This is a genomic window from Phocoenobacter atlanticus subsp. cyclopteri, from assembly GCF_018343795.1.
Classification (GTDB): Bacteria; Pseudomonadota; Gammaproteobacteria; order Enterobacterales; family Pasteurellaceae; genus Phocoenobacter; species Phocoenobacter atlanticus.
This window is the reverse complement of sequence record NZ_CP074346.1, coordinates 966,670-981,073: the sequence shown is the minus strand read 5'-3', so window position 1 is coordinate 981,073 and position 14,404 is coordinate 966,670. Positions and strand designations below refer to the sequence as shown.

General features: G+C 34.2%; 21 protein-coding genes. 17 read left to right on the top strand and 4 right to left on the bottom strand.

Features of this window, described 5'->3' with window-relative positions; all coding sequences use genetic code 11:
- Nucleotides 1-10: 10 nt before the first annotated feature.
- Together KGI96_RS04595 and KGI96_RS04590 are read right to left on the bottom strand one after the other, a co-directional pair.
- Nucleotides 11-463 (bottom strand): hypothetical protein, encoded by a 453-nt coding sequence (locus KGI96_RS04595; protein ID WP_211598920.1) that lies wholly within the window; start codon nucleotides 461-463, stop codon nucleotides 11-13.
- A 9-nt stretch (nucleotides 464-472) separates the two neighbouring features.
- Nucleotides 473-685 carry a transcriptional regulator gene (locus tag KGI96_RS04590; protein ID WP_211598919.1) on the bottom strand — a complete coding sequence of 71 codons (213 nt, stop codon included), beginning with the start codon at nucleotides 683-685 and terminating at the stop codon, nucleotides 473-475.
- A 128-nt stretch (nucleotides 686-813) separates the two neighbouring features.
- Between KGI96_RS04590 and KGI96_RS04585 the strand changes: the two genes are divergently transcribed.
- The 5 genes from KGI96_RS04585 (at nucleotide 814) to KGI96_RS04565 (ending at nucleotide 4,318) form a co-directional block, all read left to right on the top strand.
- Entirely contained in the window at nucleotides 814-1,476 is a 663-nt protein-coding gene (locus KGI96_RS04585; RefSeq protein WP_229577225.1) for a LexA family protein, read from the top strand.
- Between the two features lie 19 nt (nucleotides 1,477-1,495).
- Nucleotides 1,496-1,873: a hypothetical protein gene (locus tag KGI96_RS04580; RefSeq protein WP_211598917.1), complete on the top strand. Its 378-nt coding sequence runs from the start codon at nucleotides 1,496-1,498 to the stop codon at nucleotides 1,871-1,873.
- Entirely contained in the window at nucleotides 1,863-2,315 is a 453-nt protein-coding gene (locus tag KGI96_RS04575; protein ID WP_211598915.1) for a hypothetical protein, read from the top strand. The genes KGI96_RS04580 and KGI96_RS04575 overlap by 11 nt, the downstream gene beginning before the upstream one ends.
- Nucleotides 2,316-2,400: 85 nt before the next feature.
- Entirely contained in the window at nucleotides 2,401-3,462 is a 1,062-nt protein-coding gene (locus KGI96_RS04570) for a DUF262 domain-containing protein (protein WP_211598913.1), read from the top strand.
- Nucleotides 3,452-4,318, top strand: coding sequence for an MAE_28990/MAE_18760 family HEPN-like nuclease (locus tag KGI96_RS04565; RefSeq protein WP_211598911.1), 867 nt, complete (start codon nucleotides 3,452-3,454; stop codon nucleotides 4,316-4,318). The genes KGI96_RS04570 and KGI96_RS04565 overlap by 11 nt, the downstream gene beginning before the upstream one ends.
- Here KGI96_RS04565 and KGI96_RS04560 read toward each other — a convergent pair.
- Nucleotides 4,306-5,334, bottom strand: a complete 1,029-nt coding sequence (locus KGI96_RS04560; RefSeq protein ID WP_211598909.1) for a DNA cytosine methyltransferase — start codon at nucleotides 5,332-5,334, stop codon at nucleotides 4,306-4,308. The two genes, KGI96_RS04565 and KGI96_RS04560, sit on opposite strands and share 13 nt — an antisense overlap.
- A gap of 429 nt (nucleotides 5,335-5,763) precedes the next feature.
- On the opposite strand from KGI96_RS04560, the gene KGI96_RS04555 reads away from it, so the two are divergent.
- From KGI96_RS04555 to KGI96_RS04525, 7 genes are all read left to right on the top strand, one after another.
- Complete coding sequence (locus KGI96_RS04555) at nucleotides 5,764-6,057, top strand: hypothetical protein (RefSeq protein WP_211598907.1); 294 nt, start codon at nucleotides 5,764-5,766, stop codon at nucleotides 6,055-6,057.
- Between the two features lie 63 nt (nucleotides 6,058-6,120).
- Complete coding sequence (locus tag KGI96_RS04550) at nucleotides 6,121-6,486, top strand: hypothetical protein (RefSeq protein WP_211598905.1); 366 nt, start codon at nucleotides 6,121-6,123, stop codon at nucleotides 6,484-6,486.
- The gene (locus tag KGI96_RS04545) at nucleotides 6,476-7,681 is read left to right on the top strand and encodes a DUF2800 domain-containing protein (RefSeq protein WP_211598902.1); all 1,206 of its coding nucleotides are present in this window, start codon (nucleotides 6,476-6,478) and stop codon (nucleotides 7,679-7,681) included. The genes KGI96_RS04550 and KGI96_RS04545 overlap by 11 nt, the downstream gene beginning before the upstream one ends.
- A gap of 12 nt (nucleotides 7,682-7,693) precedes the next feature.
- Nucleotides 7,694-8,242 carry a DUF2815 family protein gene (locus tag KGI96_RS04540; RefSeq protein WP_211598900.1) on the top strand — a complete coding sequence of 183 codons (549 nt, stop codon included), beginning with the start codon at nucleotides 7,694-7,696 and terminating at the stop codon, nucleotides 8,240-8,242.
- Nucleotides 8,243-8,262: 20 nt separating this feature from the next.
- The gene (locus KGI96_RS04535; protein WP_090920574.1) at nucleotides 8,263-8,622 is read left to right on the top strand and encodes a YfdP family phage-associated protein; all 360 of its coding nucleotides are present in this window, start codon (nucleotides 8,263-8,265) and stop codon (nucleotides 8,620-8,622) included.
- Nucleotides 8,623-8,636: 14 nt separating this feature from the next.
- On the top strand, nucleotides 8,637-9,440 hold the full coding sequence (locus tag KGI96_RS04530; RefSeq protein ID WP_211598898.1) for a DUF2303 family protein: 804 nt from the start codon (nucleotides 8,637-8,639) through the stop codon (nucleotides 9,438-9,440).
- Nucleotides 9,441-9,674: 234 nt separating this feature from the next.
- Entirely contained in the window at nucleotides 9,675-10,208 is a 534-nt protein-coding gene (locus tag KGI96_RS04525) for a hypothetical protein (RefSeq protein ID WP_211598896.1), read from the top strand.
- Here the strand turns inward: KGI96_RS04525 and KGI96_RS04520 are convergent.
- The gene (locus KGI96_RS04520; protein ID WP_211598894.1) at nucleotides 10,200-10,337 is read right to left on the bottom strand and encodes a hypothetical protein; all 138 of its coding nucleotides are present in this window, start codon (nucleotides 10,335-10,337) and stop codon (nucleotides 10,200-10,202) included. The genes KGI96_RS04525 and KGI96_RS04520 overlap by 9 nt on opposite strands.
- Before the next feature lie 222 nt (nucleotides 10,338-10,559).
- On the opposite strand from KGI96_RS04520, the gene KGI96_RS04515 reads away from it, so the two are divergent.
- The 5 genes from KGI96_RS04515 (at nucleotide 10,560) to KGI96_RS04495 (ending at nucleotide 14,360) form a co-directional block, all read left to right on the top strand.
- Complete coding sequence (locus KGI96_RS04515; RefSeq protein ID WP_211598892.1) at nucleotides 10,560-10,919, top strand: hypothetical protein; 360 nt, start codon at nucleotides 10,560-10,562, stop codon at nucleotides 10,917-10,919.
- A gap of 24 nt (nucleotides 10,920-10,943) precedes the next feature.
- A complete protein-coding gene (locus KGI96_RS04510) occupies nucleotides 10,944-12,437 on the top strand; it encodes a hypothetical protein (RefSeq protein WP_213156567.1) in 1,494 nt (497 codons plus the stop codon).
- A gap of 283 nt (nucleotides 12,438-12,720) precedes the next feature.
- Nucleotides 12,721-13,728 (top strand): BRO-N domain-containing protein, encoded by a 1,008-nt coding sequence (locus KGI96_RS04505; RefSeq protein ID WP_211598888.1) that lies wholly within the window; start codon nucleotides 12,721-12,723, stop codon nucleotides 13,726-13,728.
- A gap of 13 nt (nucleotides 13,729-13,741) precedes the next feature.
- Nucleotides 13,742-14,095 carry a DUF2513 domain-containing protein gene (locus tag KGI96_RS04500; RefSeq protein WP_090920586.1) on the top strand — a complete coding sequence of 118 codons (354 nt, stop codon included), beginning with the start codon at nucleotides 13,742-13,744 and terminating at the stop codon, nucleotides 14,093-14,095.
- Between the two features lie 94 nt (nucleotides 14,096-14,189).
- Nucleotides 14,190-14,360: a hypothetical protein gene (locus KGI96_RS04495; RefSeq protein ID WP_211598886.1), complete on the top strand. Its 171-nt coding sequence runs from the start codon at nucleotides 14,190-14,192 to the stop codon at nucleotides 14,358-14,360.
- The last annotated feature ends 44 nt before the right edge of the window (nucleotides 14,361-14,404 follow it).

Below are 14,404 nucleotides of genomic sequence, written 5' to 3'. Positions count from 1 at the left end.
CTTTTAGGTTTTAACTATCGACACCTAACGCAACGAGATATCTTTGTGTACTTTTGTCAAATAGTGCATTATTTGAACTATTGCCATAATATGTGAGTGGCTGTTCACATATTATGGTAAGATCGTTTTTTAAACTTGTTTCGTTTGTTTTTTCATCACTTACGCGAATATGTTTATTTATACAGTATTCATTGCCTAAACGAATACAAATCCCTAAGCGATGATCTGTTTTCCACCCTTTGATATCTGAATCTGTAATAGTTCTATTCGTCCAATTAGTAAGTCCCACCATAAAACCATTGTTATTAATAGTAGAAGGTAATTTTCCCTTTGAAGTAATTCTGCTTCTAGGAGATATTTTTATATTTGGATCAGAAACGACAGGTAATAAATCTTGACCTAAACCGAGATCGACAAAATGCTGCCATTCTTCCAGAGATGCTCCATAAATTTTATCAGTCATAAGGTATCCTTATTTACTATTACGAAGCACAGACCAATCAATATCAGGACGAAGCTCTTCACATCGCACTTGACCCTTTGTTAATTTTTCGATTTCAATACAACGTTCCACTGGTACCCCAGATTTTTGCCATTTTGATACAGCCCAAGGGCGAATTTGGAAATGCTTTGCAAGAGCGGATTGCCCTCCAACTATAGTAAAAGCTTTTTGAATAGCTAGCATAAAATTAAACTCCTTATCTTTATTCTACTTTAAGTAGCATTATAAAACTTAAAATAGAATTGATTCAAGCTTTTTTTGAGTTTATTATCTACCTTAGGTAGAAACGCATAAACAAAAGGAGGGTCAAAATGACTTTGCATACCGACACAAAAGTAGAACAGAAAAGTTTAGCGTATAGACTTAAAACATTAATGACTACCAATAAAGTATCAATTCAAGAGTTGAGCGATGCTCTCGGATTAACGTACGAAATGATCAGAAGATACACCTTGGGTAAAGCAGAACCAAGAACTAAAAACTTAGAAAAAATAGCAAAATACTTAGATACAACACCCGCTTGGTTACAATTTGGAGAGGAAAGTACTTCACTTATGAGAAGCGTACCTTCATTTTCTTACCCATTAATAAGTGCAGTTCAAGCAGGAGCTTTTACAAGTACTTACGATTTACAAGACAGTGAGGGCTATGAAATGCTGGATAGTGAAACGGCTACTAAAGGAGAGTCCTTTTTCTTACGTATTTCAGGGCGTTCTATGGAGACTAAATTTAGCGAGGGTGATTTAGTATTAATTGATACTGGAAGAGTGCCTCAGCCAGGTAACTATGTTGCAGCGGTAAATGGTTCAGGTGAAGCGACATTCAAAATGTATAAACAACTCGGGGAATTATCAGAAAGTGGTAATCCACATTTTGAGTTAGTACCTTTAAATAGTGTTTTTCCAACGTTGAGTTCACTAAAACAAGATATAAGAATCATCGGTGTAGCCGTTGAACATAGAAGTTATTTATAACGTTATTAGGAAATAGTAGATGAACAATAAACGAATTACCCCAGATCAATTCGCAGATTTTATAGTATCAAAAACGGGGAAAAACCTTACTTGTCCTATTTGTAAAGGGCAAGAACACTATCTACACGAAGGTTATGATACCTTTAGTGAAATTGGAGGCGAAAAAGTAATAGGTGTTCCAACAATCACTTACAAGATAGAGCCAACCCCAACCGAAATATCAAGCTTTGTAAAACCTGAAATGCAAAAGGTACATTTTAAAGATAGGGCTTTCTATAGAAATCTATTAAATGATAAGGCAAAAACTGTGGTAATTGTAACCTGTTCTTGTTGCAGTAATGTTCTATTTTTTGACCGTGAAAGAATTATAGAGTGGAGTGATAAAAATGAAAAATAATGAACAAGCTAGTATTATTCTTGACCCATATTCTTTACAACTGGGTAAAATGCTTGCAAATCATTCAGGAGGAGATCATAATAATTCACAGTCATACACCCAGGAGGATGAAGAAATGGATTATTATAGAAGACTGACAAGATTAGAAGAAAACGTTCAAAAAGTTTCTCTAAAAGTTAATGTTATTGAATCTAATTATTTAACCACAAGTAAGTTTTATGCTAGTGGTCTTACTGCATTCTTTTTACTTATTGGCTTAGGTGCTGGCTTATTTGCTTATGTGGACAATAAATACGAAAATAGATTTGCTAATATTGATAAAAAATTTGAAAAGATAGATGTAAGACTCGACTCTATAGAACAAAATTACATTAAAACGGATAGCAAGATAGACAAACTTGATGACAAAATACAATTTTTGATTGACCAAACCCAAAATTAAAAATAACACTACTTCATACTTAGCTCTCTTAAGAATTATTGGTGTAACAGTTGAGCATAGAAGTTATTTGTAAGGAGAAATTAATATGAGTTTTTTAGAAGTCAATAGTTCAATTTTAGAGAAAGAGATTACAGAAAAGCAAAAAATGTCTTCTCACGATATTAGAGAATACCCTATAGGTGTTATTGTTGATAAGTTCTTAAAGGGTATAAAAAATGACGAATCAGAATTATTTATCCCAGACTATCAGCGTGAATTTAGATGGAGTAAAAAACAGCAAAGAGAATTTATTGAATCAATTCTACTAAATTTACCAATACCTTATTTATTTGTTGCAGATAATGGAGAGGGGAGATTAGAGATTGTTGATGGTAGCCAAAGAGTGAGAACGCTCGTTGAATTTGTCACTAACAAATTATCTTTAGATAGCTTAAAATATATTCCTAGTGCAAATGGGCTTTTTTTTGAAGACTTCCCTAAAGTAAGACAATTACGCTTCTTACGTAAAACATTGAGAATGATTGAATTAACTGAAGAGGTTGATGAAGACGCTCGCAGAGAGCTATTTGCCAGGCTAAACTCGGGAGGCTCTCAACTAGTAGAAATGGAAATTAGGAGAGGTAGAAGCGATGGTGAGTTTTTAAAGTTTATTAGACGGTTATCTAAAGATAAATTATTTCACACTGTTTGCCCTCTTAGCATAAAAAAACAAAAAAAATCAGAATATGATGAGTTGGTTTTAAGATATTTTGCTTATAGTGAAAATTATTTAGGGTTCAAGCATAGTGTGGACGCATTCTTAAATGATTATATTAAAAGTAAAGAAAATGGCTTTAATGAAGAGGAAATGGAATATAAATTTCAAAATATGCTTGAGTTTGTTAATAAATATTTTGATAATGGTTTTAGAAAAACGAGTACCGCACAAACGGTTCCTAGACTAAGATTTGAAGTTATTGCAACGGGGGTTACATTAGCTTTGAATATAAATCCTCAACTTATACCTAGAAATGTAGATCAGTGGTTAGAATCTCAAGAATTCATAAAACATACCCGCTCTGATGCAAGTAACTCAAGACCAAAAGTAAAATCAAGAATTGAATTTGTTAGAGATAAATTATTAGGTGGCTACCCGTATGACAAGTGAGGTTATAACTCCTAAACTTACACCCAAAGACATAACAATACCTGGGTTTAAAATATATACAAAACCACCTCAATTTCTTCCTGAAACATATTTGTTGTTTAAAGATAAAGAAAAAGAGGCAAAAGAATACCTATCCTTCTTAAAAAAGATTGATTCTAAAGGCAGTTCTATTACATATAATAAATTTTCAATAAATGACCAGACTTTAGCAACTCAAAGTGAAAGCATTACAGAAAATATTGACACAAATCTAATTCATTCATTAAAATCAAGTTATATTTTGTTGTTATATAGTTTTTCAGAAGCTATTGCGACCACAATCATGAGAGAAATACATTTACACTTAAATGATGAATTTAATAACAATTCTCTGCCCCTAAGAAAAATCCATAATAATTTAATGAATAAAATTATTCATCATATTCTTAATGAGAAAAAATGTGAGAAAAATATCAAGGAGCATATTCAAGAATATATAAAGAAACCAAGGATTAATTCAATTGATAAAAGCTTATTCAGAGAATGGCTAATGTTCTATGAAGAGAAAATGAAAGAAGAAAAATCTTGTTGGTTTTCAGGAAATGTAGATCATAGAAAGATTAAAGAAATAGGAGAAACATACGGCTTTTATAAAAAGGAATATGAAGCCTTTTTTAGAAAAGACCAAGGAAGTACTTTAGTGAAAGTAAAAAATGGTAGAAACCAGCTGGCTCATGGTAAAAAATCTTTTATTGAATATGGCAATGATTTCACAACACCTGAATTGGAAAAGTTTTATACAGATGTCACTGCTTATTTGAAAACTCTCATAAGATTAGTAAACTCATATTTAGAAAATAAAAGCTATATATCTTGAAGATGTTTAATCAAAGATAAGCCTATAATTTCGCCTAATCTGACAGGCACGGCATTACCTATCATAGTGCCTAATTCTCTCATTCTCAAATTATCATCAGGATGGCTGAATTGATAATCCTTTGGAAAAGTCTGAAAAATAGCCGCTTCTCTTAGAGAAATAGCTCTATCTTGCTCCGGATGACCAAAGCGACCATTACCATACCCAAAGCACTGGGTTGTCATCGTTGGGCTTGGCTTATCCCACTCCATACGACCATAAACACTTCCATAGTTAGAACCGGATTTTTTCTTATGGCATACTAAACGTAAATCTTCTGGCCAGTCTTTCCAAGTTCCACCGGGTTTAGACATTTTAATACGTTTTAAATTAACTTGATTAAGAGACGAACATCTGTGTAATAAATCACTTTCTAATTGCTCTCCCGCTCTGATTTCGGGTAACTCTCTTATCACATCTTTTACAGTTACCCAGTTATCTTTGTGAGTAGGCTCAATTAATTTAATACTACCTAATCGTGAAGCTAACAATACGTGACGACGTCTATTTTGAGGTACACCATAATCAGCACATACAACGGTATCCGCCCAAGTGTAATAGCCTAGACTTTCAAGTTTTTTTACAAAATCGTGGTAAACTTGGTGCTTAGTTACCTCCGGTACATTTTCCATTGTTACTAATTCAGGCAATTCTTCTTCAATTAAGCGAGCAAACGAGTAAAGCAATGGCCATTTTTTATCTAAAGTAGTGTTTTTACCTTGATTATATTTTGAGAAAGGCTGACAAGGGGCACACCCAGCTAAAAGGCGAATAGCTCCCTTTGAGTACCATTGGCGAAGTTCACTACTACCAACCAAAGACACATCTTTATTTATAAATGTTGTTTGGTTATTGAATTCAAAAGCATAACGACATTTTTCTTCAATGTCATATCCTGCCTTCACTTTAATACCAGCTTGCTGTAATCCTGCAGTCAAGCCTCCCGCACCACAAAACAGATCAATTGCTTCAATCATTTTTTTTACCTCTAGCACATTATACAAATATTTATTTTTAAAATCGATTTATTTTTTACTTTTTTTAAAAAATTTCTAAATTTTGCAAAATTTCACACAAAACCCACCGCTTATATATCTAAAAAACGTGATCTAACTCACATTTTCAAAAATTCTTAAAAAAATATCTCTTTATAAATCAACAAAATAAAACTTTAAGTAGAATTTTTTAAAAATATTTACTACTTTTAGTTGACAATACTTTCTACTTTAGATAGTATTTGCCACATAAAACAAATTGCTCTTTAAAAACCTGAATAACTCTCTATAGCCTATGTGTTAGGTTCGTAAACGTGTACGAGAGAGGCTGAGGCAAACACGTATCAAGCTATTACCCTTATTTATTTTTTATAAGTGAATAAAGGTAATAGTTAACTAGGAGAAAAACCTATGGCAAAAGTTATCATAAAAAGAAGTGCTACTAAGTTTTCTAATAAAAAAGACATACGCTTAAAAGGTAAAGCGGGTCGCAAAGCGAGGATGTTCCAAAAATCTCGTAAGATAGAAAGCGTATGGCAAAAAGCGGTAGAAAAACCAAGTAAAGTGGATAGCGTACTTTCGATGGTATCAACAAAAAAAGTTATAAGAGATGTAACATTACCTAAGAAACATTACAAACAATCACATATCCCAACCGCAACTGCAAAACAAAAACGTTGTTGTGGTCATAGAGATTTAATTTAATCATCATAATCACCGCCCGCTTAATCGCGGGCTTTTTTATACCTAAAAAACAGGAGAATAATAATGTCGTTGGAGCAAACATTACAAGAAAATACTGCAGCAGTAAATAAGCTGAGTGAAATACTGCAGAGTCTATTTGAAAAAGGTATTGAGATACCGAAAAAAGTAAAAAAAGAAGCTAAGGCACAAGTTAAGGAGGAAGCTAAGGAGGAAGCTAAGGCACAAGCTACCGATAAAGTGGATTTAGTTTCTCTCCGCCAAAAAGCCGCCGAGCTAACTGTTAGCGTAGCTAAAATAAATCGAGAAAGCGTTGTTTCATTGTTGGCGGAGTTCAATGCAAAAAAACTAACGGATGTACAGTATTCTGATATTGAACAGTATTTTAATAAATTGCTGAAGTTAAAAGAAGGGGTAACCAATGCCGACTAAACACGCACTGCTTTCCCCAAGTGGAGCACATAGATGGCTAAATTGCCAAGGTTCTTTACTTCTTGAGTCTCAATTTGAAAATACCACATCGGATGCTGCAATTGAGGGAACAACCGCCCACGCGTTAGCCGAAATATGTTTAACAGAAAACAAAGCACCTGCGGATTTTTTAGGAAAAATTTTAGAAGAGGGTTTTGTTGAAGTAGACAAGGATATGGTGGAGTACATTTCAACCTATATTCAAGAAATCAGATCTGCAGCACAAGGGTCGATTTTACATATAGAAGAAAAGGTAGATATTTCGCCTTATCTTGAGCAAAAAGACGTATTCGGAACGGTAGATGCCTTAATTATTTCAAACGATGAAATTCAAGTCCACGACTTAAAGTATGGAATGGGCGTAAAAGTAGATGCTAAAAACAATGAGCAATTACAAATGTACGCATTGGGAGCGTACGCGCTTTATCAATTCGGTTTTGATATTAAACAAGTCAGAATGGTGATACACCAGGTACGACTTAACTCAATATCAGAATGGGTTATCTCAATTGATGATTTGCTTAAATTTGGAGAAAAAGCAAAACAGAAAGCAGCACAAGTCATCGCGATTTATGATTCAGGCGAATTAAAAAAGCAAGACTTCAACCCGCAGGATAAAACCTGCAAATTCTGCAAAGCTAAAGCACACTGCAAAGCATTAGCACAACACGTAGCGGATTTAGTTGCGGATGATTTTGTTAATCTTGATGAAGAGATAGATTTAAGCTCAGGTATTAATAAGCTTGCAACCTGTGATAACTCACACATTGCAAAATTACTCCCACAGTTAGATTTAATCGACGGTTTTACAAAAGCTGTAAGAACTCGAGCAACATCCGAATTATTAAGCGGAAACGAGATACCGGGGTACAAACTCGTTGCAGGACGTAAGGGTGCAAGAAAGTGGACTGACGAAGAACGTGTTGAACAAGAATTGCGAAAACTTGCAAAAGTTAGCGATATTTACACGAAAAAACTTATCACCCCAACTGTCGCAACCAAACTCTTTAAAAATGCCCCAAAAAAAATCGCAAGATTGCAGGATTTTATCATACAAGCAGAGGGTTCACCTTCTGTTGTTCCTGAAACAGATAAAAGACCTACATTAGTTACCAACGAAGTCGCTGATGACTTCGACAATTTAAACCAACCATAAAAGGAAAAACCAATGAAAGTAAAATTAAAAGATGTACGTTTAGCATTCCCTGCATTGTTTCAAGCGAAAACAATTAACGGAGAAGGTGACCCACGTTTTAGTGCAGTATTTTTATTAGAAAAAAATAGTGCAAACGTTAAAGAGATGGAAGACGCCATCAATCAAGTTGCAAAAGACAAATGGGATGATAAAGCGGAAGCAATACTAAAAGGTATTCGCACGCGAAACGCCGTTTGTTTGCACGATGGTGCCGAAAAAGCAGAATATGACGGTTTCGAGGGCAAGATGTATGTTTCTGCGGGCGGTTGTGCAAAACCTAAAATCTTTGACCGAGACAAAACGGAGCTTATTCAAGCCGATGGTAAGCCTTATGGAGGTTGCTATGTAGATGCTGTTATCGATATTTGGGCTCAAGATAACAAATACGGTAAACGCATTAATGCCTCATTGATGGGAGTTCGATTCCTCCGGGATGGCGACGCATTTTCCAGTGGCGGTGTTGCTAGCGAAGATGATTTTGACGACTTAGGTGTCGATGAAAACGACACTGATTTAGTGTAACTAATTAAGAGGACATAAAAATGGATAAAACAAATATTTACGATTTTATGGGGGAGCTTGATGCAGGTATTTTTGAACAAAAGATAGCAGCGGCTCTTTCTGACGTAGCACTTGGTGTAGTTAATCATAATAAAGAGGGTAAGGTCACCCTTGAATTTAAAGTGAAGAAAATGGACAGTGATAACCCACAGGTTCAGATCTCACACAAACTCACGTACGCAAAACCTACCAAGCGTGGTAAATCTTCAGAAGAAGATACAACGGCTACACCGATGTACGTACATAAAGGCGGTAAGCTCAGCGTTACACCTGAAAAAGTGGATAATGCACTATATCAACGCGATAGTGAAAACCCAACAGTTGTTTATAAAGTAAATTAATAGGAGTATTAAAAATGAGTCAAAATATAGAGCAAATTAAAAACCTAGTTCTTTCAAGTGTACGAGTTGACACCTGTGCACACCCCATTGCTATTTTACCAGATAATATGAATATCCATTCTTTGGAAAAACATAACCAATTTCGTAATCAATTCCGCGCGGATTTTAATACTGCGGATTTCGACAGCTTTGTAGCGTATGTGAAAGACCAAACGCAGGATAACGCACAATGCTTTATTAACGCGGAACGCTTAGGTGCGGAGATCGTTTTTGATATAGGAACATCTGAGCTACCAAAACATGCGCTACATCGTGCAAGTATTCGAATGCAAAAAACAGCAGCGTATCAAGCCCTATGTAACTTTACAGGCACTAAGCACAACCAAAAAGATTTTTCAGAATGGCTGGAAGACTGGAGCGAATACCTAGAAGCATATTCGGAAGACGATAAGCCGATGGGAGTTACAAAAGCAGTTCAAGCAATCCGAAAAATGACGTTAGATTATGCTCGTAATGAAGAGCACGAAGTCAGTGAGTTCGCAGCGAAAAAATCAGCAATGGAAAGCGTTGAAGCAAAAAGTAAATTGGAACTTCCAAAATACTTTGTTTTCCACACTATCCCATACAATAGTTTAAACGCTCGCGATTTTGTATTGCGTTTGTCGGTATTAACAGGGGGCGATAGACCAACACTCGTGGTTCGCTTAGCCAAAGAAGAGCAAATCAACGAAGCTATTGCGCAAGAGTTTGCCGATAAATTAACAGAAGCGTTAAAAGAAACCGGTATAAAAGTTAATATCGGAAGTATTAGTATTTAACGGATATATGCCCTCGCAAGAGGGCTTTTTATTATACAAGGGATACACGAGATAGCTTTAAATAGTGATGTAAAAAATATCTACAGTAAAGCGATTAATCTGCTTAATGAGAAGTTAGATAATGAATTAAAGGCATTAAAAGCTGAGAACTAGGTTATTTAATCTTTATTGACAACCTCCAAAACCTATACCAAACTACCCTAACGTTCTAATTTATTAACAAAAGGAAAAACTATGAATATCCCTGATGATTATTTCTTAGATACAGATGACGGTATGCTTGAATACCTTGAAAAACAAGGAAAAGACAGCCTTAAAGGGATTCAGCAATCTAATGAAAAGAATAAAGAACGAGCATATAAATTACTAAATTACCTTATTTTAGGTATTGGTGGGATTGCTTTATTACTTATCAATAAAGGCAAAGAAATCCACCCTATCATATTAGTGAATGCAATATTACTAATGGGGGGCTGGACAATATCAGCACTAATACTTACTCAGCATATTATTTTAAGTAAAAAAAGACCCATTGTAGCAAATATGCCACAAAATCTTTATAACGGCTCTTTCAAAGAAAGCGATGATAAAAATAAGTTAGATATACTAAGACGTTATGAATTGCATAATATCAATCAATCTATTAAATGCTTGTTAGACATCAACGCTACATATAGAAAGTTTACAGATACCGCAATAATAATGGCAATCAGCTTACCAGTATCATTAGCACTTATTACAACATCAATTCTTGTGTATTTAACCTAAAATTGGTTTATCTTTTTTGAGTTGCGGTTTATTAACGCTATCGCCTATAAAAGTACGTTCTGGTTTTTGATAAGTTGTTTGTTGTGGTTTAGGGGCTTCTTTTGCATTATCTTGTTTCTTATCAGACATAAGAACTCCTTAATTAAACTATTTTCTTGGCTTAATTATGCTATCAAAAGTTTAATTATTATTCAAATACTCCTTTGTTTTCTTGGCAGAAAAAAGGAAGCACGTTAGCGAGCGTGGGTAAATAAATCGCTATCAACAACCTCTAAAACCGTGAAGCAGATCACAGAAAATAATTTATTTTCTCGGTAGAATAGAGCTTTATTTTACCAAAGGAGTTTTTTTATGAAGAAATTATTAGCAGTTGGTTTATTAAGTCTAATTCTTACTGGGTGTAGTATTGGGGCGTATAAAACCGACCTACTAGCCACAAAGCCAATCTTGGATATTTCATCACAAAAAACGGTAGAGCAATATTTATCTTGTATAAAGCCTACTTGGATAACTATTCCGAGATATTCAGAAGAAAAGTTGCCGAATGGTTTAAGGCTGATTGCGATGCAAAATGCCGAAAAAGTTAGACATCTGCTAGATATAGTTGAAGAAGGTAAAGGCTCAAGAATTAAGTTTTATGATGCTTCTGCGGGAGGAACATTTATGCTTGGGAATGTTATGATCCCTACAGAACAATGTGCTAAATATTAAATTCTTGCTTTTAGGGTAAATTTTATGACGACTTCATATTGGGTATTTATAAGTTTAATTGGCTTATTTTTCTTTTTTTTATTTCGAGGGTATTTCTTTAAAACTAAAATTGAAAATCAACAACAGTTAGAGCAAGATATAGGTAAAAAAGAAAATATAATTAAATCTTCTGTAACTGAAGAAGAAAAAGTACTGATTAAGTCCGTTATAGGTGAAAGAATAAACATTTATGCTTATATGGCAGAATCAGTAGGCAAAACAAAAGCACAAGCGATTAAGGATATTCTTCAAGATATAAATACTCTTGAAGAATATGAAGAGTTTGAGCGTCAATACTACGCTCTATTATCTGATAAAAATCTTGACATTGAAGTTTATGACTCAGGGTTTTTAGATATTCTAGACAAAGTATCTGATAAATTAGATGATAAAGTCCTTGCTTGGCAATTTATCCCCGATTTAAGTATTTACACGCCTAAAAAACAACTCGAAAATGCTTATAAAGTTTTTTCTAAAGAAGAATATCAAGAGGCAAAAAAATATTTATCTAAATCTAAGTATGATTGGGAGCCTATTACTGGATGGGAAAGTCCTGAACAAATAGATTCTAAAATGCAATCTGAGATTGATTTTTCAATTGAATTTCGAATAATTGTTGAATCAGATGAACCAATGCAGTCTCAAATCATTAAAATAAATTCTTTAGTTGCAAAAAAACCAACAATGTTAAATGAATTATGTTCTGCTCTTGAAGATGAGCATTTAACTTTTGGTGATATGTGGTTTATGTATAATCTTGAAAAAGATGGATTACCATTCGCTTATGAATTATATAAAGATGGATATACAACACCTGAAAAATGTTTGGAAATAGATCCTAACGAATTTATAAAAAGAAAAGGTGTCGGTAAGGTAAAACAGGAAGAACTAAAAAAATACCAAGCTAAAGTTAAACGTAGAAAAAATAAAATTTTAAGTAAAAATAAAAAATTAGGTTTAATAGTTTTATTCAATAAAATTCTAGAAGATGATATTGTTACCCTTGAGGAAGCAAAAGAACTTCAACAAAACATTAGTTCATCCAGTATCAACGATCGCCAAATTAAGCACATTGAATTAACGCTTGCTAGAGTATTAATTGATGACCACTTAGATGAAAAAGAGGCTGAAGAACTCCGAGTTTTACTCGGAGAGTATGTTGATTCTGAAAACACGAAAAGCAAACCAAAACCGCAAAAACCTAAAAAATTAAAACCAAAAGAACCCATAAAAAAAGAGAATAGTAATTCAGCAAGCATATACAACCCTCTTTTTATTGGTAAAGAATATTATATTCTATATCAAGATTTTGAGGGTAATATATCTGAAAGAGGAATAATTGTTTTATCATATACAGAGAATAAAATGGGTAATCTTATTGTTAAATCAAAATGTAAAAAGGCTAATGCTATTCGCCATTTCAGGCTTGATAGGATTATAGAAGCAGTAGATTTGGAAACTGGAGAAATTATCTTATAAGTATAAAAACAAAAGCTCGCAATTCAGTGAGCTTTTTTATTTGACAAACCGCTCTACTTCGGATTATTATAACCGTACTATTTGAGATCAGCGGTTATCCGCACCCGACAGCATAGCGGCTTTTTTATGCCTAAAATTTAGCATAGTAACGATCTATGATCGGGTTTAGAGAACCTAATAAAATACCCTTTGGGGAATAAGTTCCGCCGACTGATCTCGGTAGTTGAAGCCCGATCACCCTACTAAAGTGATCGAATTACTAATTAAAGATCAGGGGCATAAAATGTCAAATGTAACTCAATTCAATTTCAAATCTAATCAAGTTCGTGTAGAAATCAAAGATGATCAACCATTATTCTGTTTAAAAGATGTTGCTAGTATTTTAGAAATTTCTAATTCAAAAGCTAGTCGCTTTAAACTAAAAGCAAAGGGGATACATAAAATGTACCTCCTCACGAGTGGTGGTAAACAACAAGTTGTTTTTATTGATGAACCAAACTTATACCGAGTAATTTTCAGATCCAACAAAAAGGAAGCGATAGAGTTTCAAGATTGGGTATTTGAAGAAGTATTACCAACAATTAGAAAAACGGGAAACTATTCAATACAACAACCAAAATCCCATACACAAACAAAACCGATTAATATTCCAAAAAAATTAAATGTAGGAGGGGTGATCGTTCACCCAATAAAAATTAACGGACAAGCCTATTTTACCGCGAGAGAATTAGCTTGTGCATTTGGATATACAAAATCAGATGCGATACTGAGAAAATACCGAGAGTATAAAAGGCTATTTAAAGAGGGAATGGTTCAAACGGCTCAACACTACGTTACCAATCTTGTCGGCAAACGAACGCTAACCTTAAGTTATGCCTTTAATATCGACGCTCTACGATTAATTGAAGCTCAAATGAACCCTAAAGCAAGAAGAAACACCTTTAGACTTGGATTAGCAAGACTGGAGAGAGCCTTAGAAAATCCGCAACTAAATTTACCTATCCAACAACCTGATTTACCCGTGCAAATATCCCCAACGGTAATAGAAAAGCCGATAGGATTAAATCCGGGTCGTTGGTTTGTGAATGTCGACGACAATTGCAATATTACTACCCTTATGAACCTAGAAGGAAAAAGTATTGTTGAGGCAGAACTCTACGACCAACTCAAAGGCGAAACACGAATGATGGCAAAATTAATGCAAGAGCTAGCGGAGAGAATGAAAATTGCAAGTGGCGAATGCAGTCCATCTCGCTTTGACATACCGCTATTACAACCTAAAAACCTGTAGGTAAGGAGTAATTATGAAAAGGGACTGGGAATTAGTTCGTAAAATTCTGATAAAACTCGAGGAGAAAGTTGATGATTCAGACTTGGATTCTGATTGCTTTAAAAAGTATCCATCAGACGTTGTAGCGTATCACTATAAACTTTTATCCCAAGCAGGGCTAATTGAAATTATAGATAACTCAACGGTGTCTGAAGAAGATTTCTCCGCCAAACAATTAACTTGGCAAGGACACGAGTTTTTAAATCAAATTCGGCACGATACTGCGTGGAATAAGATTAAAGCAACATTAAAAAATAAAGGAATAGATATTTCTTTTGAAGCAATAAAGGTAGTAAGTAAAACCTTTATTACTAGCTTGCTTTCTTAACCCAAAATTTGCAAAAACTTAACACAATCTGACCGCTTGTAGAAATATAAGCGGCGGATTGTTGCACCCAAAATTCAAGAAAAGGTGGAAAAAAATGGACATCTTATTAGACAAAGCTAACCAAATACTTTTAGGCATTATCTTATCTGCTTTCTTTTTATTAAGTATCACGACGAATATAGATGATGAAACGGCGAATGCCATAAATACTTGCCAACTGCAACAAGGCACTTGGCACGAAACAGAAAAAAGGGGGTTATTGTGATTGACCCAAGAGAAATACTCTATGCAACACTATTTTTATTATTC